The following is a 22,593-nucleotide window of genomic DNA, read 5'->3' as shown; positions in this document are numbered from 1 at the left end:
AGTGACGGACGAAGCGGGCGAGATTAGCTGGGCCGGGAAGTACTCGGCATGGGGCAAGGTCGAGCGAGGCGAGGACGCGGCACTCGTGCCGCGCATCGAACAACCGATCCGCTATCCGGGGCAGTACGCGGATGAGGAGACGGGGCTGCATTACAACACGTTCCGGTATTACGATCCGGATGTGGGGCGGTATGTGGGGCAGGATCCGATCGGACTGCTGGGCGGCGCGAACCTGTATGGGTATGCGGCGAATCCAACCGGACGGGCTGATCCGCTGGGGTGGTGCTCTACTACGCTGGGCAAGAACATGGGGGCGCGGAGCGGGGATGGGATGGCGAATCACCATTTGATCCCTGACGAGCTGTTAAAAGATGCCGCATATGCGCCAATGTTCAATCGATTAAAAGCGATTGGATTCAACGGCGATGGCGCGTCAAACGGGATATTCCTTCCTGGTAGCGAACAACTTGCGAAACAGATAGGACTGCCGGGACATTGGTCCAGCCACCCCCTTTATACCGCCCGAATCACGACGAAACGTGACAGGTTGCTGCAGTTAAGCCCGACACTGTCAGATACACAGCTCGCGTTGGGCATGCGCGAGATTCAACAGTTTGCGAGGGAGGCACTCGAATCTGGCCGATTTCGGGTTGACCCCAATACAGGAAGGTTGCTATGAGAAAAGATCTGTACATCTTGCAGTACGAAGCGGACGGCTTAGGCTGTCCTCATCACCTAGCGCTAGAAATGACACCTCCACAATGGGAGTGGAGCGCCTATGAACCCAATCCAATGTCTGTGCCAATAAACAATACGTACTCGGCAAAGATAACCGATGGCGAAATAGACCGCATCGACTTCGACATGTATGGTACAAATACAAAGTACGTATCGACCGCTTTCCTCGACGTCTGTAAGGAGCACGACGTTACCTTCCGAGCGATTCCCCTCGATCTGCGCCTTCCGGATGGTAGTAAACCCGAAAAGGATTATTCCATTTTTCTCCCTGGCGATATCGTTGCTCTGCTCGATGCTGACAAATCAATTGCCGAAGTAGAGCGTGTTGTCGAAACTGGCGAGACGATGATGAGTGTGCTCGTCCCGAACACTCCGGTGTATAGCAAGATAACCAAGTTTGTTGCCAAAGACATCGCATTGCCGCACTTGTTCCTATGCGCGGAAGTTTTCTCCCTTGTCTGTACTGCTGATTTTCTTCACACTGCGTCCGGCCGAGGTCTACGCGGGTTGAAATTTACACCTTTGGACGATAGCTACATCTATGATCCTTGGGCTGACTGGTAAGAAAAAAAATTCAAGCACTATGATAAATTGCCTCATGATACGAACTGAACTCAATGCTTCGTGCGCCGAAAAGGAAGACGGGTGTCGAGCTGAGTGTAGCCTGATTCCTTGCACATGAATATTAGATGGGCTGTCACCCGCCCCTATAGCAGGTCAGCCCAACCACGAAGAGGTACCACTACGAAACGGAAGACGACGATCTCAATCCTCTTTCAGCTTTCCTGCACGACGTGCGCATAGCCGCAGCGAACGCCCTTCGCGAGGCGAAATCTGCGAACTTCATGCACTTCTTCTTTGGCTAAAGGGCGAGGCGACATGAATGAATTCTATATCCTGCAATACACCGACCAGCATCCCGGCTGTCCGACCTTCGTCGCCCAGGAGTTGAACCATGGAGTCACCGAGTGGCCGACCTTCATGCCCGACCCGGCGGCGGTCATCGTGACGAAGGAATACGTGCTGCGCGTGACCGATCCTGAGATCGAGGATATCGCGTACGACATGGGGAAAGGCGACCAGCCATGCGTCTCAGCGGAGTTTCTCCAAGTTTGTGATCGCGTGGGGGTGCCCTATCGTGCGATTCCGGCCAAAATGGAGCTGGCCGACGGCAGGGAAACAGCGAAACGATATTTCTTCTTTCTTGCCGGTGCTAGTATTGCGTTGCTGGACCGCACCTTGTCGGACTGCGAGGAGGAACCAGACCTGGAAACTGGCGAGGTGCTGTACAACACCATCTATCCGGATGTGCCGATCTATGCCGAGATCAATCGCTTCGTGCCCCGGCAAATTCCGACCCCATCGCTGTTCTTTTGCCCGGAGATCTTCGAGCTGGTTTGTACGGAGGCGTCAAAGCAGCCGGCCAACATCTGCTCGGTGTTGCCTATGTGCCACTGGATGAGTCTTATCGGTATGCCCCCTTTGGGGGTGCCCTTGCCTGACGCACAGTTTCACTGACGACTATGTCCAACGACGGCTACAAAACCAATCTGTACTCGCTGTTCAAGCCTTCCAGTGTCGAGGAAGACCCGATCGTCCTGCGGGATGGCAGCTCCCGTCTCTACGACTATTTCGTCACCGACAGCATTCCCGGGAAATTTCTTCAATACACAACTGCTGTCGGGAGAGCGGGTGAATACCTGTCGAAGAACGAGATCGGCAGGTGGGACTACCTGAAGGCGAACAATCCGATCCCCATCTTTACCGAACGGGCGAAAAGTGCATTGCTGATAGCGGCGCCTGACGAGGTCGAATTTCACCCTTTGAAGACGGACGTGCATGGCGTCGAGATGCGCTTCTGGTTATGCAAAGTGAAAATCTACTGCGACCTGGTTGACGAGTCCCGCTCGACTTCACGGCCGCTTGCCGGCGCGGGCAACATCATCGACAAGATCGTCTATCGCAAACGTTTCGACATGCCCTTCCACATCGCGCGCGACCGCGCTCACCCGTTCCTGGTCGTGGTATCCGAGCAGTTCGTGAGCCTGTGCAGAGCTAAGGGGTTGCGCATGGGGCTGGAACGATTACCGCAGTGAGTAGTCGGCGCCACGGATCATGGCCCGCCTTGCCATCGGCACCAACTATCACAGCATCGTGCTGCTCCCTGCGTGGAGATCGCGCAGATGATCTGCTCCGAACAGTTCCGCGCGCCGGCACTCCCCATCGGATGAAGGGCGTCCGGTTCACATCACTTTCGGAGCATGTGAGCAGGACCTCATCGCAGGGGGCATCGGCATAGGATATGTGTTGCCGGTGCAAACGGCTCGCCGCGCTCACCGAAGCCTACGACTTCATCAATCGCTTCGCGGGCGACATCGGCACTATCGAAAGGGGAGCGATCATCGAGGAGCTGTACAGCATCGGCACAGCATCCGGCCTCGATCGCCCAAGCGCCTACTGCGCGCGGTGGCGCGGCGACTGGTAAGCCCGCGTACGATTGCCACTCCTGACAAAACCTGTCACCACGAAGCCGTAACCTGCCCTCATCTTTCACCCGAAAGGAGGCAACGCCATGCACATCATCGTTGGCGGCACCGGCCACGTCGGCTCGGCAACGGCACGCTCGCTGCTCCGGCGCGGCGAACCCGTGACCATCGTTACCCATCATCGCGAACACGCGGCCGATCTGGCTGCGGAAGGCGCGCAGGTCGCCGTGGCGGACATCCACGACGTCCCCGCGCTGCGCGACATCCTGCGCTCCGGCACCAGCGCGTTCCTGCTCAATCCCCCGGCCGAACCTTCGACCGATACCGATGCGGTGGAGCGCGCCAACGCGGCAGCGATCGCCGCGGCCGTGGAAGGCTCGGGATTGCGCAAGGTGGTCGCGGCATCCACGTATGGCGCGCGGCCCGGCACGCCGTGCGGCGACCTTACCGTGCTGTTCGAGTTCGAGGAAGCGCTACGCGCGCGGCTCGGCCGCGTGGCCGTGAACCGCGCGGCCTATTACATGAGCAACTGGACGGGCATGCTCGACGCGGTCGCCGCGTCCGGCAAGCTGCCCAGCTTTTTCCCGGCCGACTATGCGCTGCCGATGGTGGCGCCGGAAGACCTGGGCGAGGCGGCCGCGCGGCGGCTGATCGATGCTGACGACGAGCCGGCGATCCGCTATGTGGAGGGGCCGCGGCGCTACACGGCGGGCGAAGTGGCGGCGGCCATGGCCGAGGCGCTGGGCAAGCGCGTCAAGGTCGACGTGGTCCCGCGCGAGCAGTGGACGGCGGCGTTCCGGCAGATGGGCTTTTCGGAACGCGCGGCCATCACGTACACGTGCATGACCGGCACCGTGCTCGATGAAAGCGACCGGTGGCCTGCCGATCCGGTGCGCGGGGCCACCACCCTGGAGGCATATATCCGCGCTGCCGTTCAGCGGTGGCAGGAGGCAAAGGAGGCCTCCAAAAACCGTTAGCGTCCTGCTATCATCGGAGGTCAAGCAATCAACGACTGCCTGAACGATGCCCGACTCGACGTCAAGCGTTTGCCAGACCTGCGGTGCCTGCTGCGCGCATTACCGCGTGTCCTTCTACTGGGGCGAAAGCGATGCCCATCCCGGCGGCACCGTGCCGCATCGCCTCACCATTCCCATCACGCCGCATATGATCGCCATGCGCGGCACCGAGGCGCGGCCGTCGCGCTGTGCGGCGCTGGACGGCGCGGTGGGCAGGCATGTCGCGTGCACGATCTATCCGCAGCGCTCGACGACGTGCCGCGAGTTCTCGGCCTACACGCCCGAATGCGACAAGGCCCGTATCGTGTACGGGCTTGCGCCGCTGCTGGAAGAGGCGGCCGCCTAGAACGTGACGCGCGCCTGCACGTAGGCCGTGCGCGGCGCGCCGACCATGCGGCCGGCGTTGCCGTCCACGTTGCGCGTGTAGTAGCGCTTGTCGGCCAGGTTGTTCAGGCCCGCCAGCAGTTGCACGCCGGGCTTGCCGGCCAGCTTCCAGCCGACTTGCGCGTTGACGGTGCCGAAGCCGGGGATGCGGCCGGTGCCGCCGTTCGCCGTCTCCTGCACGGTGTTTTCGGCATCGGAGAACTGGCTGCTCTGCGCGGTGGCGGAAAGGCCGGCCGAGAACGCGCCGAGCGCATAGCGCGTACCAATCGTGGCCGTGCGGCGCGAATAGAACGGCACGTCCAGCCCCGCCGTCGTGCCGGACTCCTGGATCGCTTTCGTGTAGTTCCAGTTCGCGTACACGTCGAGCCCCTGCAGCGCGCCGCCGAAGCGGTAGTCGACGGCCGTCTCGATGCCTTCGTGCTTCGTGGCGCCGATGTTGCGGAACACGGCCGGGTTGCTGCCGGGGACTTGCAGGATCTGGTTGTCGAAGCGCAGGCGGTACAGCGTGCCTTCGGCAGTCAGGCCGTTGGCCTTCCAGCGCGCGCCCAGTTCGACCGTCTTCGCCAGCTCGGGCTTGAGCGGGTTGGCCGCCGTCTGCGAATTGAGCTGCGTGTTCTGCACGGGGCCGAACGAGGTGCCGTAGTTGCTGAACACCGTCAGCGCCGGCGTGGCGAGATACGCCACGTTCAGCGACGGCAGCGCCTTGTCGTTCGACGTGTCGAACTGCCTGTTGCCGGAACGTTCCGTGCGTTCGGAGTCGATCTTCTCGAAGCGCACGCCCGGCGTCACGCGCCACTGGCCGTAGGCGATGCGATCGTCCACGTAGACGGCATGCGCATCGGTCGCGTTGTCGAACGTCGTGAGGGCGCCCTGCACGCCGGTGGCAACCGCCACGCTGTACGTGTTGTCGTCACCCCGCTCGCGCAGGTAGCGGTAGCCTGCCGTCACGTCGTGCGTCGTCGCACCCCACGTCAGGCGCTGCGTGTAGCGCGGCTCGATGCCCAGCACCTGGTAGTTGCGGGGCTGGTTCGTGATCGACGTGCGCGCCGCGTTGATCAGCGAGCTGCTGCGCGAGCTTTCATTGTAGTAGACCTTCGTCTCGAATTCCTGGGTGGCCGACAGCGTGTTCAGGTAGCCCAGGTCGATGCCCTTGCGGTCGCCGTCCCAGTAGTCGGTGGGGCGGGTGTTCTGGAACGGGTTGGCGTTGTACTGCGCCACCGTCAGGCCGCCCGGCGTCTTCGACGTCACGTCGTAATACGACAGCTTGCCGTAGACCTGGGCGTTCTTGCCGAGCAGCCAGCGGAACTTCAGCGCGAAGTCGTTGACCTTCTCGTCGCTGCCGGCGCGCCATTCGGTGCCGTCCATGCCCGAGTACAGCAGCGCGATGCCGAAGCCGTTGTCCAGCTGCGCGGCGAGGAAGGCGCTGTACTGCGCGTTGTGGCCACCTTCGGCGAAGTCGTTGTAGCGCACCGATGCGTCGCCGCTGATGCCCGGCGTTTCCGGAATCGCGCGGGTCGTGAAGTTGATGATGCCGCCCACGTTCTGCGGGCCGTAGCGCACCGCGCCGCCGCCGCGCACGACGTCGATCGATTCGATGTTGTTCAGGCTGACCGGTGCGAACGACAGGTGCGGCTGGCCGTACGGGGCCACCGCCAGCGGCACGCCATCCAGCAGCACCGTCGAGCGGGGCGAGTAACGGCCCGTCAGGCCGCGCACGCCGATGTTCAGCGAGATCGCGCTGCCCGCGCTGCCGGAGTTGTCGGTGCTTTGCACGCCGGGGATGCGGCGCATCACGTCGCCGATCGTGGCCGCGCCGGTGTCCTCGATGTCTTCCTTCTGCACGACGGTGCGGGCGCCGGCGAAGTTCTTGACGCTGTTCTGCAGGCCGGAGCCCAGCCAGTTGCCGGTGACGGTGACGGTTTCCAGTTCGCCCTGCTGCTGGGCCAGCGCGGGGGTAACGGCCAGCGCCGCGCAGACGGCGGCGGCGCAGCGGGTCAGGCGAAAGAGGTGGGTGGTGGCGGACATCGACGACTCTTCAAAGATTGCGAAATGGAAATGATAACACTTCTCATTTGCAAGATCGAGTCGCCGATCCGCACTAGTCACCCTTGCCTGAGTGCCGCCGCGGGGGACAACCGCAGCGCCGTCAGCGCGTGGCGCAGCGTGGCCGCCAGCGCGACCAGTGCCCCCAGCGCGAGCGCCGCCGGCAGCGCCCACCACGTGGCCGTGCTGGCGGACGAGAATCCCGCCAGGTAGCGCGCAATGGCCAGGGCGCTGGGCGGCAATGCCAGCGCGCCCGCAGCCAGCAACAGCAGCGCGAACTCGGTGCCGACCAGCAGGGCGATGGCGCCGCGGCTGGCACCGTGCAGCTTGCGCAGCACGATCTCGCGGCCGCGCTTGCGCACGCCGGCCGCCGCCAGCGCATAGATGCCGGAGGCCGCGATGCCGGTGGCGACGAGGCAGCCCAGCGTCAGGAGGCGGGCCGCGCGGCGGTCGTCCGCGCCGCTGTCCTCGAACGCGGCGCGGGCCGGGCGCACCGCCAGCGGATGGCCAGGGAAGTAATGCCGCCACAGCGGCGCGAGGCCGTTCTCCAGCGCCTCGGCACCGAGCGCGCTGCGCATCAGCAGCACGTTGGCGTCGCCCTGGTCGACCATGTACACCAGCGGCCGCGGCGCCTGGCGCAAGTCCTTGTGGCGCAGCGGCGGCACGATGCCGACGATGCGCAGCGGCCCCTCCGCCGGCCCGCCGATCGCCTGCCCTACCGCCGCCGCGCCGGATGCAAAGCCCAGCGCCAGCGCGGCCGATTCGTTCAGCATCACGTCGCGCGCCTGGGGTAAGGCGGGCCGCGCGGCGTCGAACGTGCGCCCCGCCAGGGGCTTGACGCGCGTGGTGGCGAAGAACTGCGGCCCGGCCATCACCATGTCGATGCGGCGCTCGTCGCCACCCTCGCGGCGAAATGCTGCGCTCATCGGAATGGCGGGGTCGCCGAAGGCCTGGTCGATCGTGGTGGCGCCCGCCACATCCGGCACGCGCGCCAGCGCGGCACGGAACGCCAGCTTCGTTTCCTTGGGGGCGGCCTCCGGCATCCGCAGCACGTGGTAGTCGTCCAGCGCAAAGCCCGGATCCGCCTGCGCGGCATAGCGTGCCTGCCAGCCGATCGCCAACGCCAGCGCGCACAGCGCGATCGCCGCGGCGAACTGGAACACGGTCAGTGCGCGGCGCAGCCACGCGCCGCCCGGTTCGCTGCCGGCCCGGCCGGATAGCGCCTGCCCCGGCAGCACGCGCAGCGCGAGGCGGGCCGGCCAGATGCCGCAAACCAGGCCGACGGCAAGGCCCAGCGCCACGGCGGCCAGCACCGTGGCCGGCGACAGCACGGCCGCCAGCGGCCGGTCCATCAAGCCGGCAAAGACGGGCAGCAGCAGCCACGCGAGCAGCAGCCCGGCCGCCGTCGCGGCCAGCGCGGCGACGACCGATTCGGTCATGAACTGCGTGGCCAGCCTGCCCGTGCCAGCGCCCAGCGTCTTGCGGATCGCGATTTCGCGGGCGCGTTCCAGCACCCGCAGCGTGGCCAGGTTGACGTAGTTCGTGGCCGCCAGCACGAGGATCAGCACAGCCAGCGCGGCCAGCGCCAGCACGCCCGCCTTCGCGGCGCGCGGCCCGCCGTGGAAGGCGGCGACGCTGGTGTCGAAGTACGCGTCCGCCAGCGGCGTGATGCCCACTTCGACGACGGTGCCCAGCCGGCGCACCGTGTCCGCGCCGACCAGTTGCGCGGTGACCCGCTCCGCTTCCCGCTGCATCAGCGCGCGCGCCGCTTCCGGTTGCACGCCCGGCCCCATTTTGACGAACAGCTTGCCGGCCAGCGCCATCCATTCCTTGCGCATCCGATCGCGCCCGCCGGGCGCCCACAGCGCCGTCTTCGTGCCCACCAGCGCCATGTACGTCACCGTCGTATTGGGCGGCGGCTCGGGCAGCAGCGCCAGCACGCGCAGCGCAGCGCCGCTCACGCGCACCGTGCGGCCCAGCGCGTTCGCGGTGCCGAACAGCGCCAGCGCGCCGGCGGGCGTCAGCGCCAGGCCGTCCGGCCGGGCCAGCACGGCGGCCAGGTCGCCTTCCGTGGCGCGCACGCCGAACAACGCCGGGAACGTGTCGCTCACTTCGGTGAACGTGATGTCGCGCCACGTGCCGCCCAGCTGCAGCGTTTCGCGGTGCGGCAGCACGGAGCACAGCGTCAGCGGCAGGCCGCTGTTCGCCAGCACTTCATAGGCCGGCAGCGGCATCTGCTCCACCCACTGGGGCTGCGCCAGCAGGTTCAGCCTGTGCTTGAACACGTAGACGTTGCGGTTGTCCGGCACCGTGCTGTCGTAGCTGAACGAATAATGCACGAAGCCCAGCAGCAGGAACGCCGCGGCCAGTGCGACCGCCAGGCCGGCCAGCATCGTCACCGCCTGCAGTGGCCGCCGCGCCAGTGCGCGCCAGCCCACCCGAAAATCGAACCAAGCCATGCGGCTCTCCCCAGTATGAAAGCTTGTCCAGAGTGCAAACGGCGTGCCAGCACGGCTTCAGCGGGTGCCCAGCCACGGTGCCGCCTGTACCGTTCGGAAGCGGACAGTGATGCCGTCCGCTTGTGGACAGAACCTCTTTTCCTATTGATAACTATACGTTTTCTGTATGCGCTACATCACAAACGAAAACTTTAATGATGACTGCGGACGTCCTATACTGCACTGCAACAACGTACACAGGAGTCTGCCATGTCTACCGCAATCATCACTACCCAAGCCACCGGCGGTTATCTGGACAACGTCGGCCGCGCTGCCCTGAACTTCGCCCGCGCCCTGTTCGCGCTGGCCCCCGCCACCGCCGCCGCTTCGCACGGCAGCGTGTCGCAAGCCTCGGCGCTGCGCGACCGCGCCGCCCTGCTGCGCCTCGCGAAGGACTTCGATGCCACGTCGCCGTCGCAAGCCGCCGAGCTGCGCAACCTGGCCGGCCGCGACTGAACTCCGCACCGCCCCCCCGAGGAAAGCCGGCTTCTGCCGGCTTTTTTATTTCCTGTGCGAAAACAACCTTTATCACCGGAACGATAGCGGCATCATGCGCAGCCGTGATGACCAGACTGCTTTTGCTCTTCAGGTTATTCATGTTCGATATGAAAAGCATCATGAACAAAAAGTAGCCTGATGACTGGACCCTCCTTATACTGCGATGCAACAACGTCAATTCGGAGACCGCCGCGACCAACGTGGCACCACATTCACTTCACTCAAGGGGAAAACAAATGTCTACGAATCTGTCTTTGAACAAATCTCTGCTGGGCCTGATCGCTGCCGTGTTCGTCACCGGTGCCGCTTCCGCCGCCGTCGTGCCGGCCGCTCCGGACGTCGACAAATGCAAGGCCGACTACCCCCGCGCCGCGCTGGTGAACGATGAAGAAGGCAAGGTCTCCATGGCGCTGCTGGTCTCGGCCGGCGGCCAGGTGAAGGATGCCCGCGTCGAGAAGTCGAGCGGCTACCGCACGCTGGACAAGGCTGCCGTGAAATCCGTCGCCACCTGCAAGTTCACGCCGGGCACGAAGGACGGCGCCCCGGCTGACACGTGGACCCGCGTCGACTACGCCTGGAAGCTGGACTGATCTGCTTCATCCGCCGGGCAGATATACGCCCGGCGGATGAGACACATCACGAACCAAAAGTATTTTTATTTCTGCTGCGATTTTATACTGCACTGCATCAACTAATTATCTGGAGCAAGCCATGACGACCGCCACCGCCACCCCTACCGCCAGCTTCCTGGACCACGCCGGCCGTGCCGTGATCGCCTGGCTGCAAGGCGTACTCCGTGCGACGCCGGCGGCACTGGCCGCTTCGCATGGCAGCACGTCGATGAGCGTGCCTTCGTACTACAAGGTGGGCATGCGCATGTCGCTGCTGCGCGAGGCCGACGAGCTCGAAGCCACGCTGCCGCACCGCGCAGCGGAACTGCGCAAGCAGGCCGCCGCGATCTGAGGCGCCAGTCCCGGCTGTTGTTTAGCAACCAGCTCAGCAGTTTAGGGACTGTCCCTGGTGTTGTTTAGCTACCAGCTCAGCAGCTTGGGGACTGTCCCCGGTGTTGTTTTGCGACCAGCTCAGCGGTAACAAACTCCCCCATCAAAGAAAAAGCCGGCATCGCCGGCTTTTTTGTTACAGGTAGCGGTTGAACCACTCGACGATGCGCTTACGCAGATCGTCCTTGTGCTCCGGTTTGCGGATGCCGTGGCCTTCGCCCTCGTAGATTACCAGCGCCGTCGGCACGTTCAGCGCCTTCAGGCCGTGCCAGAATTCCATCGATTGCGCAGCGGGCGTTTCGACGTCGCGCTCGCCCACGTACACGAGCGTCGGCGTGCGCGCCGCCTTGATGTATTCGATCGGCGACAGCTTGCGGTAGATCGCCGGATCGTCGTACATCGTGGCGCCGAAGAACGGCACCATCCACTGGTCGATGCCGTTCTGGCCGTAGTAGCTGATCCAGTTCGCCACGCCCGCGCCGGCCACGGCCGCCTTGAAGCGGTCGCTGTGCGTCACGCCCCACATCGTCATGAAGCCGCCATACGAATGGCCCATCAGGCCGAGGCGCGCCGTATCGACGGGTGCCGCCTGCGCGGCCGCGTCCACGCCGGCGAGGATGTCGCGCAGGTCGCCGCCGCCGAAGTCGCGCCGGTTCGCGCTGGCGAATGCCTGGCCCTGGCCGAAGCTGCCGCGCGGGTTCGGCATCAACACGAAATAGCCGGCGCCCACCAGCGCATGCACGTTCGGGTTCGATGCGGCGGACAGGTAGCGTGGCGTCGCGGCCGATGCCGGGCCGCCGTGCACCTGCACGATCATCGGGTAACGCTTGCCCGGCTCGGTGCGCAGCGGGCCGACGAGCCAGCCTTGGTTCGCATAACCTTCGTTCTGCCAGGCGACGTTGCGCACGGCCACTTGCGGCACGAGGCTGTCGTTGTCGTGCGTGACCTGGGCCAGTTCGGGCAGCGTGCCAGCAATCAGGCGCGGGCCCCGTTCGAAGTCCTCGACCGCGCCGGCCGCCGCGGCGCCATCGGCGCTGAACGACAGCCGGCCATCGGTGCCGCCCGCCGCCGTCACCGGGGCGGACCACAGCTCGGTCGTTGCGCCATCGGCCACGCCCACGCGCAGCACCTTCAGCTGGTCGCCCATCAACGCGGTGCCGACCAGGCCAGCCGATTTCCATGCGATGCCGTTGAACGTGCCCTTGAAGCCGGGCGTGATGTTCTTCGGCGTGCCGCCGGCGAGCGGCACCGTGTACAGGTCGCCGCCGACCGAGCCGAAGTCGCTCATCAGGCCGCCGATGAAGGCGACCGTGCCGCCGTCCGGCGACACGCGCGGCATGTTCAGCTGCGTGGCCGGCGTTGCGATCACGCGCAGCGCGCCGCTCGAGGCATCCACGTGGGCGAGCTTGGCCACCCACCAGTTGTTGTCGCCGTTACCCTGCGCGCCGGTGGCCACGAAGCCGTTGCCGTCCGGCGTCCAGTCGTATTCGTAGATGAAGGTGTCTGCCGGCGACAGCAGCTTGACCGTGCCGCCGGCGGCGGGCACAGTGGCGATGCGCTGCGCATCCTCGTTGCTGCCGATCTCGCCGACGAGCCGCGCGCCGGCCGCCGTGGCACCGGTTTCCTTCTTTGCGCCGAGCGTCGCCAGCAAGGCGAGCTGCTTGCCGTCCGGCGACCAGCGTGCCGTGTTGGCGTTGCCGTCCACGGTGGCGAGCAGCCGCGTGCCGGCATACAGCATCGCCTTGCCGCCTGCGCTGCCGATGAACGCGACGGTCTTGCCGTCCGGCGACCAGCTCGGGCGATCGTAGGTGCACGCCTTGCATGGGTCGTATTCGTGCAGCACGCGGCCGCTGCGGGCGTCGCGCACGACGACGATGGCGTGTGCACGCTTGCCGGGCACACCGTCGTCGACCGACTCGATGGCGGCGATGCGCTCGCCGGATGGTGCCAGTGCGACGGCCTTGTAGTCGCGCACGGCGACGTGGTGGGCCGGTGCATCCGCCCACGCGAGAGTGACCGACGCCGCGAACGCGGCACCGGCGACGGCTTTCAATTGCATGTCAAACCTTGTTCAGACGGGAATTGCGGATGCCGTAGCCGAAGTACGTGAGGATCGCGGCGGCCATCCAGATGGCGAAGATCACGCGCGTCGTGTTCGACAGGCCGATCATCAGGTAGAGGCAGGCGCCGATCGACAGGCCCGGTACCACGTAAGGCCCGAACGGCACGCGGAAGCCGCCCTTCTTGTACGTACCGGCGCGGCGCTCCTTCATGCGCATGACGGGCACCGCGATGGAGACGACGATGAACGCCGTCAGCGTGCCCATGCTCACCATGTCCCACAGGAAGGTGGCGTCGACGAAGCCGGCCACCAGGCCGACGACGATGCTGACGATGATCGTGTTGATCACCGGCGAAGCGGTACGCGCGTGCACCTTGTGGAAGCTCTTCGAGATCAGGCCGTCGCGCGAGATCGCGTACAGGATGCGGGTCTGGCCGTAGATCGTCACCAGCGTGACGGAAAACACGGAGATGACGGCGCCGGCCGACAGCACCAGCGCGGGCCATGCCTTGCCCGTCACGTTCTGCAGGATCACGGCGAGGCCCGCTTCCTGGCCTTCGAACATGTGGGCCGGCTGCGCGCCCAGTGCTGCGACGGCGACCAGCAGGTAGAACACGGTGACGATGCCCAGCGCGGCCAGGATGCCCAGCGGGACGTTGCGCTTCGGGTTGTGCACTTCCTCGCCGGCGGTGGCCACGGTGTCCAGGCCGATGAACGAAAAGAACACGGTGCCCGCGGCAGCGGTCACGCCGGCCATGCCCAGCAAGCCCTTCTCGCCTTCGACCTTGAAGAACGGCGTGAAGTTGGCGGCATCGAAGCCCGTCAGCGCGATTGCGACGAAAAACAGCAGGATCGCCAGCTTGATGATCACCATGATCGCGTTGGTGCGCGCCGATTCCTTGGCGCCGCGCGCCAGCAGGAAGCAGCACAGGCCCACGAGGATGATCGGCGGCAGGTTGATGTGGCCTACATTGAAGATGATGCCCTCGGGCTTCGAGACGATCATCGGTGTGCGCAAGAGCGACGGGATGTGCCAGCCGAACGCATTGCCGAGGAAGTTGTTCAGGTAGTCGGACCAGCCGATCGCCGTGGCGCTGGCGGCCAGCCCGTATTCGAGCAGCAGGCAGGCGGCCATGATGAAGGCGAGGAATTCGCCGACGGTCGCATACGCGAACGAATATGAGGAGCCGGATGCGGGAATGCGGAATGCCAGTTCGGCATAGCACAGCGCGGTCAGGCCCGCCGTCAGCGCGGCCAGCAGGAACGACAGGATCACCGCCGGCCCGGCCTTCGGCACCGCCTCGACCATCGTGAAGAAGATGCCGGTACCGATCGTGGCACCGACGCCGATCATCGTCAGCGAGAACAGGCCCATCGAACGAACCAGCCCGCCGGTGGCGTGGGTGTGTTCGACTTCGCGCTCAATGGTTTTGGTACGGGTGAGTTTCTGGACCAGCGTTTGGCTCACAGGTTTTCCTTATCACGGTGATGCCGGGTGCTCGTGGCGCCGGGCAAATGAAGTCGCGATTATAGGGCCAATAATCGCGACTTCCCTAAAGGAATTTGATGAGCAAAAAACAAGTGGTAATAATGAGACTTCAACCTTCCAGCGCGGTTGCCAGGTCGGCGACCGTGTCGAACATCCGTTGCGGCCCGCGGCTGCGCAGCACGTCCGGACGCGCATAACCCCAGCCGACGGCACCCGCATGCAGGCCCGCCGCATGGGCCGCCTCGATGTCGCGCACCTCGTCGCCGATGCACAGCACGCGCGCGCCGTCCACACCGCTGGCCTGCGCAACGCGGCGCAGCTTGCGCGGTTTGCCGAACAGCGCCGCGCCGCACTCGTACTGGGAAAACAGCATGGCATCCGTGCCCAGCACGCGGCGCACGTTCGCCTCGGAATTGGAGCTGACGACCGCCAGGCGCGTGCCACGCGCGGCCGCCTCATGCAGCACGTCGCGTATGCCGTCGAACAGTGCGATCTCGCCGATGCGGGCCGCCATCAGCGCGCGAAAGTGCACGGCCACCGGCAGCAGCTTCCAGCGCGGCAGGCCCAGGTGGGCCATCAGCTGCACGGTGTCGAGGCCGCGCAGTTCGTCGAGGCGGGCGCGGTCCAGGCGGCGGAAGCGGTGCGCGTCGGCCAGCGTATCGAACACGTCGAGGAAGAAGGGGAAGCTGTCGGCCAGCGTGCCGTCGAAGTCGAAGATCAGCAGGTCATATTGGCGTTGGCGCATCGTTCCCCGGATGGCTCAGCGCTGCCCGAGCCGCGTTGCGCCGAACAGCTGTTTCAGGTCGTGGGGCTGGGAGCGCCAGTACTGCGGCGGCGCGTCGACCTGCGCGCCCAGCTTCGCGGCCGCGTGCCACGGCCAGCGCGGATCGTACAGGATGCCGCGGGCCAGCGCCACCATGTCCGCCTGGCCTTGCAGGATGATCGATTCGGCGTGCTCCGGCTCCGTGATCAGGCCCACGCCGATCGTCGGCAGGCCCGTCGCATGGCGGATCCGTTCGGCGAACTGGATCTGGTAGCCGGGGCCCACGGGGATCTTCTGGCGCGGCGATACGCCGCCGCTGGAGACGTGGATGAAGTCCGTGCCGAGTTCCTTCAGCGCGTTGGCGAAGACGATGCTTTGCTCGACATCCCAGCCGCCTTCGACCCAATCGGTGGCCGAAATGCGCATGCCGACGGCAACCTCCTTCGGCACCGCGTTGCGCACGGCCTCGAACACTTCGAGCGGGAAGCGCATGCGGTTTTCCAGCGAACCGCCGTACCGGTCGGTGCGCTGGTTCGCAAGCGGCGACAGGAACTGGTGCAGCAGGTAGCCGTGCGCGCCGTGCACCTCGATGGCTTCGATGCCCAGCGCGTGAACGCGGCGGGCCGTGGCCACGAAGTCGTCCTTCACTTTCGCCAGGCCAGCGTCGTCGAGCGCGAGCGGCACGGTCTCCCCTTCGGCATGGGGCACGGCCGACGGCGCCACCGTCTGCCAGCCGCGGTCATTACCTTCGCCGGCGCCGGGCGCGATATTGGCGCCGCCTTCCCACGGCACATTGGACGATGCCTTGCGGCCTGCGTGCGCGATCTGCACGGCGAGGCGGACCGGCGAATGCTTGCGGATCGCCGCGATCACCGGTTGCAGCGAGCGCGCGTGCGCGTCCGACCACAGCCCCAGGTCGCGCGGCGAGATGCGGCCCTCGGGCGAGACGGCAGTCGCCTCGAGAGTCAGCAGCGCGGCGCCGGACAGCGCGAGATGGCCAAGGTGGATCATGTGCCATTCGGTGGCGTGGCCGTCGACGGCGGAATACTGGCACATCGGCGCGATCGCGATGCGGTTCTTCAGCTGCAGGGAACCGAGGGTGAACGGGGAGAAGAGCTGGCTCATGGAAGTCCTTTCGCTACGGGGTTGCGCGAGTGTAGCGGGGATCGCCGTTGTATGCAGGCCGCACCGTTACATGTGCTTACTTTTGATACAGTGAAACGCTAGACCACCTGTTGGTATAAGGCTAATCTTGCACTACGCCATTGACCAACGAGAACAGGAGGTTTGCCATGACGCTGTATCAAAAGATCCCGACGACCTCCGCCCGCATGCATCCGCTGATGGCCGCGGCCGCTGGCGGCGTGCTGATGCTGTCGCTCGTTGCGACCGCGGCCATCGTGGGCTGGCTGCCCGATGCGAGCCGCGACGGCGCTCCGTCAGTTTCGTCGCCTGTCCCGGCCACGGCCGCGCGGGCGTCGTCTGCTTCCGCCGGGGCCGATCTGCCCGCGGCGCCGGCCGTACGCAAGGTGCGCCAGCAGAACTCGCAAGCAGGCGCCACCCAGTTCGCGTCGGCCTGAACCCGTCGTTTGCCCTTCAAGCCGCCTGCGGGCGGCTTTTTTGCGTCCCTACGGTTCAGCCCGTGTCCCTCTGGGGTCAGACCCCGACAGGACACGAGCTCGACCGCCGGACGGCTGAGCTCGTGTCCGATGTCCGGGTCTGACCCCGGAAGTTAGGAAGTGGACACGAGCTGATGCGTCGTCAGCCGACCCGCACCACCATCATGCCGGCGCGCAGGCCGATGCGGACGTCGGGGTTCGGGAATACCACGAACTCCTGGGGGTGCTGCACGGTGTAGACGGTGGCGCCGTCGCGCGCGATTTCGGCGCCTTGCTGCAGCGGCGTGAAGTTCTGCGTCTCCTTGCCGAAGGCCATCGTGAAGTTGTCGGACAGCTTCGTGATGTTCTGCGCCACCCGGAAGACGTGCGGCGCCTGTCGTGCCCGCGCATCGCTCCCTCCCTGCGGTTGGCCGCGCAGCAGACGGTCCAGCGCGGCGGAGGCGTCGGCGAATTGCGCCAGGTCGTTGCGACCCAACGTGCCGATGCGGCCCAGTTCCACCGTCGTGCCGGCCGCGCCGTGGTGCTCGGCGCTGTGGTAGCTGTAGGTGCCCGCCGATGCCTGGTTCAGGATGATCGCGCCGATGCCGGCCTCGCCCAGCCAATGCGTCAGCTTCGCCTTGGCCTGCTCCGCGATCAGGTCGGGCACGATCGCGAACGTGGGGTAGTACGATGGCCGGATCGCCGTGTGCAGGTCCAGGTGCCAGCGCTCCGGTCCCGCGCCGTCGAAGAACGCGGCCGTCGCGGCGATCATCTCGTCCGCGCGGCTTGATTCCGCCGTGCCGGCCAGGCTGCCCCGGTCGGCACGGAACATGCGGTTCAGGTCCGCATCGATGAAGCGCTTGCCGGCACGGATCGCGCCGATGTTGCCGACGCAGAGCATCAGGTCCACCGCCAGCGCGGCCGGTTCCCGCTCCAGCGCATCGAGCAGATACGCGGTCAGCTCGATCGGCCCCGTTTCGTCGCCATGCACGCCGACCGACAGCAGCACGGCCGGCCGTACAGTGCCGGGCCGGCGGATCGTCAGGATGCCGTCGGCCGGTTGCGTGACGGCGAAGCCGGCGTCACCGAAGCTCTTCGCGACGGCGCCGAAGTCCGCTTCGGCCAGCGCCCGCACCGCTGCCGGCAATTCAGCCGGCAGGTTGTCCTGCAAGTCCTCCCCCATCTCACGCCGCCTTCAGGTTGCCCGCCGCGCTGTTGCCGTTGACGGCTTCGGACAGCGTCCACACGTCCAGCATCGCCTGTTCCAGGTCCTGCGGCACGCTGAACGTCGGCAGGTTCAGGCCGGCGACGACGGTATCCACCGCGCGCGTGCCGCTCGTCGACACGCTGGCCAGCACGTGCGCCAGCAGGCGTTGTTGCGTGCGGCGCAGCGCCTGCAGCGCGTAGCTGCGCAGCTGTTCCTGCGAACGGCTGGTGGCGGGCAGCTTCAGGCCCCGCTCCAGCGTATCGATGCCGGTCTTGGCGCGCAGCGCGGTGCCGAGCGCCAGGAAGCCCGGCATGTCCATGCCGGCCGGGCGCTGCACGGACAGCGCCGCGAACAGGAATGCCGCCACGCCTTCCATCGCTTCCAGCGCGCGCCACGCCTGGGCGAACTCCTCGCGCAGGCCACCGATGGCGCTCGCTTCCGACGCCGGCCCGGCCGCGGCCAGGCGGCCGATCATGCCGGGGTGGGCAAACAGCTGCGTCAGTTCGGCGATGCCGGCACTGCCGCGCAGCTGGTTCTTCGGCACGGCCAGTACGCCTTCCATCACGGCCTTCAGCGCCGAACGGCTGCGCGCATCGACGGCCATCGACACGTCGCGCGGCACGCTCAACGCATCGGCATCGAGCGTGTCGAACACGGGGTTCAGGTTCAGCGCCGACCATGCCTGGCCCCACGCCAGGATGACGTCCGCCTCCGGCACATTGTGTTCTTGCGCGAGCTGGCGGATCATCAGCGGGCCGCAACGGTTGACGACCTCGTTGGCCAGCACCGTCGCCAGGATCGCGTTGGCCAGCGGGTGCGCCAGCGGCGAACGGGTTTCCACGAGCAGCGCCGGGAAGTAAGGCCGCAGCACCGACTCGGCCCAGCTCTCCTCCGTCAGCGGCATCGCGCCAAGGATGCGCTTATAGCGGTTCTTCACGTTGGCGATGACGACGGCCAGTTCCGGCGTCGTCAGGCCGCGGTTGTCGCCCTTGCGGCGCGCCAGCTCGGCCACGGAAGGCAGCATCTCCAGCTCGCGCGACAGCGCGCCTTCCTCTTCCAGGCTGGCGATCAGCGCCGCGTAGCCCTTCTGCACCGCCGTATCCGACTGCGCCTGCAACTCGCGCACCAGCAGGCGCGTTTGCTGCGTGTTGTCGCGCAGGACGAGGCGGACGATATCGTCCGTCATGTCGTTCAGCGTGCGGTTGCGGTCCGCTTCGGACAGCTGGCCCGCGTTGACTTCGACGTCCAGCCAGATCTTCGCGTTCACTTCGTGGTCCGAGCAATCCACGCCGGCCGAGTTGTCGATCGCATCGGTGAAGATGCGCCCGCCCGCCAGCGCGAACTCGATGCGGCCGGCCTGCGTGGCGCCCAGATTGCCCCCTTCGCCGACGACCTTGCAGCGCAGCTCATTGCCGTTGACGCGGATATGGTCGTTGGCGCGGTCCTTCACCTGCGCATTGGTCTCGGTGGACGCCTTGATGTACGTGCCGATGCCGCCGTTGTAGAACAGGTCCACCGGCGCCAGCAGGATGCGGTGCATCAGCTCGTCGGGGGAGAGTGCCGTCTCGGCGATGTCGAGCGCCTCACGCACTTGCGGCGACAGCTCGATCGCGCGCACGTTGCGTGGATAGACGCCGCCGCCTTCCGAGATCAGGCTCTTGTCGTAATCGTCCCACGACGAACGGGGCAGCGCGAACATGCGCTGGCGTTCCGCGAACGATTTCGCGGTATCGGGGTTCGGGTCGAGGAAGATGTGGCGGTGGTCGAACGCGGCCAGCAGCTTGATCTGGTTCGACAGCAGCATGCCGTTGCCGAACACGTCGCCCGACATGTCGCCGACGCCGACGACGGTGAACGGCGTGCTGTTCATGTCGTGGCCCATCTCATAGAAGTGCCGCTTGACGGCCTCGAACGCGCCCTTCGCCGTGATGCCCAGCTTCTTGTGGTCGTAGCCGTTCGAACCGCCCGACGCGAACGCGTCGCCCAGCCAGAAGCCGCGCTGCACGGCGATGCTGTTGGCGATGTCGGAAAACGTCGCGGTGCCCTTGTCGGCCGCGACGACCAGGTATGGGTCGTCGCTGTCGTAGCGCACCGTATCGTCGGGCGGGACGATCTTGCCCAGCTGGCGGTTGTCCGTCACTTCCAGCAGGCTGGCGATGAACAGGCGGTACACGGCTTCGCCCTCGGCCGCGATCACGTCGCGCGCGGCGCCGGCCGGCATCTGCTTGCACACGAAGCCGCCCTTCGCACCGGCCGGCACGATGACGGCGTTCTTCACCATCTGCGCCTTCACGAGGCCCAGCACCTCGGTGCGGTAATCCTCCATCCGGTCCGACCAGCGCAGGCCGCCGCGGGCGACCGGGCCGCCGCGCAGGTGCACGCCTTCGAAGCGGCGCGAGAACACGTAGATTTCGCGGTACGGCTTCGGTTCCGGCAGCAGCGCCAGGTTGCTGGTGTCGAACTTGAAGATGATGCGGTCGCCCAGGCCTTGCTTGAAGTAACTGGTGCGCACGGTGGCCAGCACCAGGTCGATCATCGCGCCCAGGATCACTTCCAGGTCGGCGTGGTTCACCTGCGGCACGCGTGATTTCAATGCGAGCAGCTGTTCGCGGGCGGCACTGCGTTCGCCTTCGCCGCGGCGCGGGTCGAAGCGCTGTTCGAACGCGTCGACGATCTCCTTCACGAACGCCGGCTGGCGCCGCAGGCTTTCGGCGATGTAGCGCACCGAGAACTGCGTGCCGGTCTGGCGCCAGTAACTCATGTAGGCGCGCACCAGCTGCACCTGCTTCGGATTCAGCCCGCCTTCGACCACCAGGCCGTTCAGGCGGCCGTCCTCGATGTCGTCGTTGAACAGCGCCGCGAACAGGTCTTCCGCGACAGTGGCCACACCGGGCCGCGCCAGCTTCTCGGCGGACGTGGCGTCCACCGTCAACGTCGTCACGAAGTGGCGCTTGCCATCGCTGGTCCTGATCGTGTGTGCGCGTTCGCGGTCGATCAGCACGCCGGCGTTGTGCAGCGCGGGCAGAATCGACGACAGGGTCGGGGTCTTGTCCACCGTGTAGATGCGGATCGTCGTCGCTTCGTTGCCGGTGCCTTTGCCCGCGCCTGTGCCCACGCCTGTGCCCAGTTCGATGCGCACGTCGGCCCGGTCGGATGCGCCATTGCGCAGGATCTTGTCCAGGTCATGGAAGGCCACGGCCGGTTCGGTGGCGCTGACGTAATCGACCGGCAGGGTCGCGCAGATGCGGCGCAGGTTGTTGCGCAGCGATTCGTCCGGCACCGCGTCGGCCAGCTCCGAGAAGCTGTTGTGCCAACCGTCGAGGATCGACAGCAGCGGGCGCTGGATGTCGCTTTCCAGGTCCAGCGGGTAGCGCGCCGCGTGGGCGATCAGGTACAGGCGGGCCAGCGGACCATCCGCCACCAGCGTCTGCGAGCTGACGTGGGTGGCGCCCGAGCTTTCCTGCAGGGCGCGCGCCAGCGCATTGGCCACGCTGCCGCTGTAGCGTTCGCGCGGCAGGTACACCAGCACGTTCAGGTGGCGCGCATACACGTCGCGCCGCGCGAACACCTTGGTGCGCGGCTGCTTGTACAGCGAGACGACGGCGCTGCACACCTCGGCCAGCCATTGCGGATCCGCTTCCAGCGCTTCGGTGCGCGGCAGCGATTCCAGGATCTCGATGAATTTCTCGGCGCGGAAGCCTTCCTGGCGCAGGTTGGCGATCTTCAGCACCTGCGCGATGCGGCCGCGTGCGAACGGCAGGCGCGCCAGCGGCGTCAGCATCGCGGCGCGGGTGAACAGGCCGATGAAGCAGTGTTCGCCGAGGAGGTTGCCATTGGCGTCAACGGCGCGCACGCCGATGAAGTCCAGCTGCTGGTCGCGGTGCAAGGTGCCGCTCACGTCGGCCTTCACGATCGACAGGATATGGGCGCGGTGCGCCAGCGTTTCCGGGTCGCCCGGGATGTTCGCGAGGCAGGTGCCGTACACGCTGTGCGACGTATCCTGCAGCACGCCGATGCGCGAGGCCACGTCGCGCTCCAGCTCCTTGCGGCCCGGCTGCACGAAGTAGTAGGCGTAGCCGTGCACCTCGAAGCCCTCGTCGCGCGCCCAGGTCAGGAAGGCGGCGGCCTCCTGGCCCTCCTCGCCCTGCCCCTGCACCGACGTGGCAACGGTGGTGAAACGGTCCTTCATCGGCTGCAGGTCGCGTTTCACGACGGCGGCGTCGCGCGCCACCATCTCGATGCGGCCCGTCAGTTCCTGCAGCTGGGCGCCGTCCAGCTCTTCCGTCAACAGGCACAACACGTACGATTCCAGCTTCGCGCCCGGCTCGCCGACGGCCGTCACGGCACCGGCGCCGTCGCGCGTCACGGGCAGCACGGCGTTCAGCACACCGTTGACGAGGATCTTCTGCTTGCGCAGCGCCATCACGATCGAATCGACGAGATACGGCATGTCATCGTTCAGGATCAGCAGCGCGGTGGCCATGCCCTTGCTGCCGTCCACGTAACGGAGCGGCGCGATCTGCGCGCCCTGCGTGGTGCGGCGGGCAGCCTGCGTGAAGCCTTCGATCAGCACCGGGGCAAGGCTCTCCGGCAGCGTATCGGCCAGGTCCTCGTCGTCGAGGGACTTCAACCATGCGGCGATCAGCGCCTGTACCGGGCTGCCCGCGGGGGCCTTGCCGGCGTTGACGAGATCCAGGGTTTCCTTACGCAGGTCTTGCGGCATTTTCGTCATCTGCTTCTCCGTAAATGATGTGATGGCGCCGGGCTCGTGGCCACGCCAAACATGCGACGGGCCGGGGATCGCCCGGCC

The 22,593-nt window shown here is 66.1% G+C and carries 18 protein-coding genes; 10 read left to right on the top strand and 8 right to left on the bottom strand.

Annotation, left to right across the window (positions count from 1 at the left end; translation table 11 throughout):
- The 6 genes from IP92_RS27915 to IP92_RS27890 form a co-directional block, all read left to right on the top strand.
- A partial coding sequence (locus IP92_RS27915; RefSeq protein WP_199750457.1) for an RHS repeat-associated core domain-containing protein occupies nucleotides 1-679 on the top strand: 679 nt, incomplete at its 5' end.
- A complete protein-coding gene (locus IP92_RS27910) occupies nucleotides 676-1,302 on the top strand; it encodes a hypothetical protein (RefSeq protein ID WP_145881583.1) in 627 nt (208 codons plus the stop codon). The genes IP92_RS27915 and IP92_RS27910, both read left to right, overlap by 4 nt.
- A gap of 315 nt (nucleotides 1,303-1,617) precedes the next feature.
- Nucleotides 1,618-2,256, top strand: coding sequence for a hypothetical protein (locus IP92_RS27905; RefSeq protein WP_145881581.1), 639 nt, complete (start codon nucleotides 1,618-1,620; stop codon nucleotides 2,254-2,256).
- Between the two features lie 5 nt (nucleotides 2,257-2,261).
- Complete coding sequence (locus tag IP92_RS27900) at nucleotides 2,262-2,834, top strand: imm11 family protein (RefSeq protein WP_145881578.1); 573 nt, start codon at nucleotides 2,262-2,264, stop codon at nucleotides 2,832-2,834.
- A gap of 476 nt (nucleotides 2,835-3,310) precedes the next feature.
- Nucleotides 3,311-4,201 (top strand): NmrA family NAD(P)-binding protein, encoded by an 891-nt coding sequence (locus IP92_RS27895; protein WP_145881576.1) that lies wholly within the window; start codon nucleotides 3,311-3,313, stop codon nucleotides 4,199-4,201.
- A 46-nt stretch (nucleotides 4,202-4,247) separates the two neighbouring features.
- Nucleotides 4,248-4,586 (top strand): YkgJ family cysteine cluster protein, encoded by a 339-nt coding sequence (locus tag IP92_RS27890; RefSeq protein WP_145881574.1) that lies wholly within the window; start codon nucleotides 4,248-4,250, stop codon nucleotides 4,584-4,586.
- Here the strand turns inward: IP92_RS27890 and IP92_RS27885 are convergent.
- The gene (locus IP92_RS27885) at nucleotides 4,583-6,649 is read right to left on the bottom strand and encodes a TonB-dependent receptor family protein (RefSeq protein WP_145881572.1); all 2,067 of its coding nucleotides are present in this window, start codon (nucleotides 6,647-6,649) and stop codon (nucleotides 4,583-4,585) included. The two genes, IP92_RS27890 and IP92_RS27885, sit on opposite strands and share 4 nt — an antisense overlap.
- A gap of 77 nt (nucleotides 6,650-6,726) precedes the next feature.
- Entirely contained in the window at nucleotides 6,727-9,126 is a 2,400-nt protein-coding gene (locus IP92_RS27880) for an ABC transporter permease (RefSeq protein WP_145881570.1), read from the bottom strand.
- 249 nt (nucleotides 9,127-9,375) lie between these two features.
- Between IP92_RS27880 and IP92_RS27875 the strand changes: the two genes are divergently transcribed.
- From IP92_RS27875 to IP92_RS27865, 3 genes are all read left to right on the top strand, one after another.
- The gene (locus IP92_RS27875; protein ID WP_145881568.1) at nucleotides 9,376-9,621 is read left to right on the top strand and encodes a hypothetical protein; all 246 of its coding nucleotides are present in this window, start codon (nucleotides 9,376-9,378) and stop codon (nucleotides 9,619-9,621) included.
- A gap of 296 nt (nucleotides 9,622-9,917) precedes the next feature.
- Nucleotides 9,918-10,253, top strand: a complete 336-nt coding sequence (locus tag IP92_RS27870; RefSeq protein ID WP_307724879.1) for an energy transducer TonB — start codon at nucleotides 9,918-9,920, stop codon at nucleotides 10,251-10,253.
- Between the two features lie 121 nt (nucleotides 10,254-10,374).
- The gene (locus IP92_RS27865) at nucleotides 10,375-10,626 is read left to right on the top strand and encodes a hypothetical protein (protein WP_145881564.1); all 252 of its coding nucleotides are present in this window, start codon (nucleotides 10,375-10,377) and stop codon (nucleotides 10,624-10,626) included.
- A gap of 174 nt (nucleotides 10,627-10,800) precedes the next feature.
- Here the strand turns inward: IP92_RS27865 and IP92_RS27860 are convergent, their stop codons facing one another.
- From IP92_RS27860 to IP92_RS27845, 4 genes are all read right to left on the bottom strand, one after another.
- Nucleotides 10,801-12,723: a S9 family peptidase gene (locus IP92_RS27860; protein ID WP_145881562.1), complete on the bottom strand. Its 1,923-nt coding sequence runs from the start codon at nucleotides 12,721-12,723 to the stop codon at nucleotides 10,801-10,803.
- Between the two features lies 1 nt (nucleotide 12,724).
- Nucleotides 12,725-14,194, bottom strand: coding sequence for an APC family permease (locus tag IP92_RS27855; protein ID WP_145881560.1), 1,470 nt, complete (start codon nucleotides 14,192-14,194; stop codon nucleotides 12,725-12,727).
- Between the two features lie 130 nt (nucleotides 14,195-14,324).
- A complete protein-coding gene (locus IP92_RS27850) occupies nucleotides 14,325-14,960 on the bottom strand; it encodes an HAD-IA family hydrolase (RefSeq protein WP_145881558.1) in 636 nt (211 codons plus the stop codon).
- Nucleotides 14,961-14,975: 15 nt separating this feature from the next.
- A complete protein-coding gene (locus IP92_RS27845) occupies nucleotides 14,976-16,103 on the bottom strand; it encodes an NADH:flavin oxidoreductase/NADH oxidase (protein WP_145881556.1) in 1,128 nt (375 codons plus the stop codon).
- 167 nt (nucleotides 16,104-16,270) lie between these two features.
- On the opposite strand from IP92_RS27845, the gene IP92_RS27840 reads away from it, so the two are divergent.
- Entirely contained in the window at nucleotides 16,271-16,558 is a 288-nt protein-coding gene (locus IP92_RS27840) for a hypothetical protein (protein WP_145881554.1), read from the top strand.
- Nucleotides 16,559-16,739: 181 nt separating this feature from the next.
- Here the strand turns inward: IP92_RS27840 and IP92_RS27835 are convergent, their stop codons facing one another.
- Nucleotides 16,740-17,759 carry a succinylglutamate desuccinylase gene (locus IP92_RS27835; protein ID WP_145881552.1) on the bottom strand — a complete coding sequence of 340 codons (1,020 nt, stop codon included), beginning with the start codon at nucleotides 17,757-17,759 and terminating at the stop codon, nucleotides 16,740-16,742.
- Nucleotide 17,760: 1 nt separating this feature from the next.
- A complete protein-coding gene (locus IP92_RS27830) occupies nucleotides 17,761-22,515 on the bottom strand; it encodes an NAD-glutamate dehydrogenase domain-containing protein (RefSeq protein WP_145881550.1) in 4,755 nt (1,584 codons plus the stop codon).
- Nucleotides 22,516-22,593: the final 78 nt, after the last annotated feature.

Source organism: Pseudoduganella flava (assembly GCF_007830495.1).
Lineage (GTDB): Bacteria > Pseudomonadota > Gammaproteobacteria > Burkholderiales > Burkholderiaceae_D > Rugamonas > Rugamonas flava.
The sequence above is the reverse complement of the archived record's forward strand: the minus strand, read 5'-3'. Positions and strand labels throughout refer to the sequence as shown.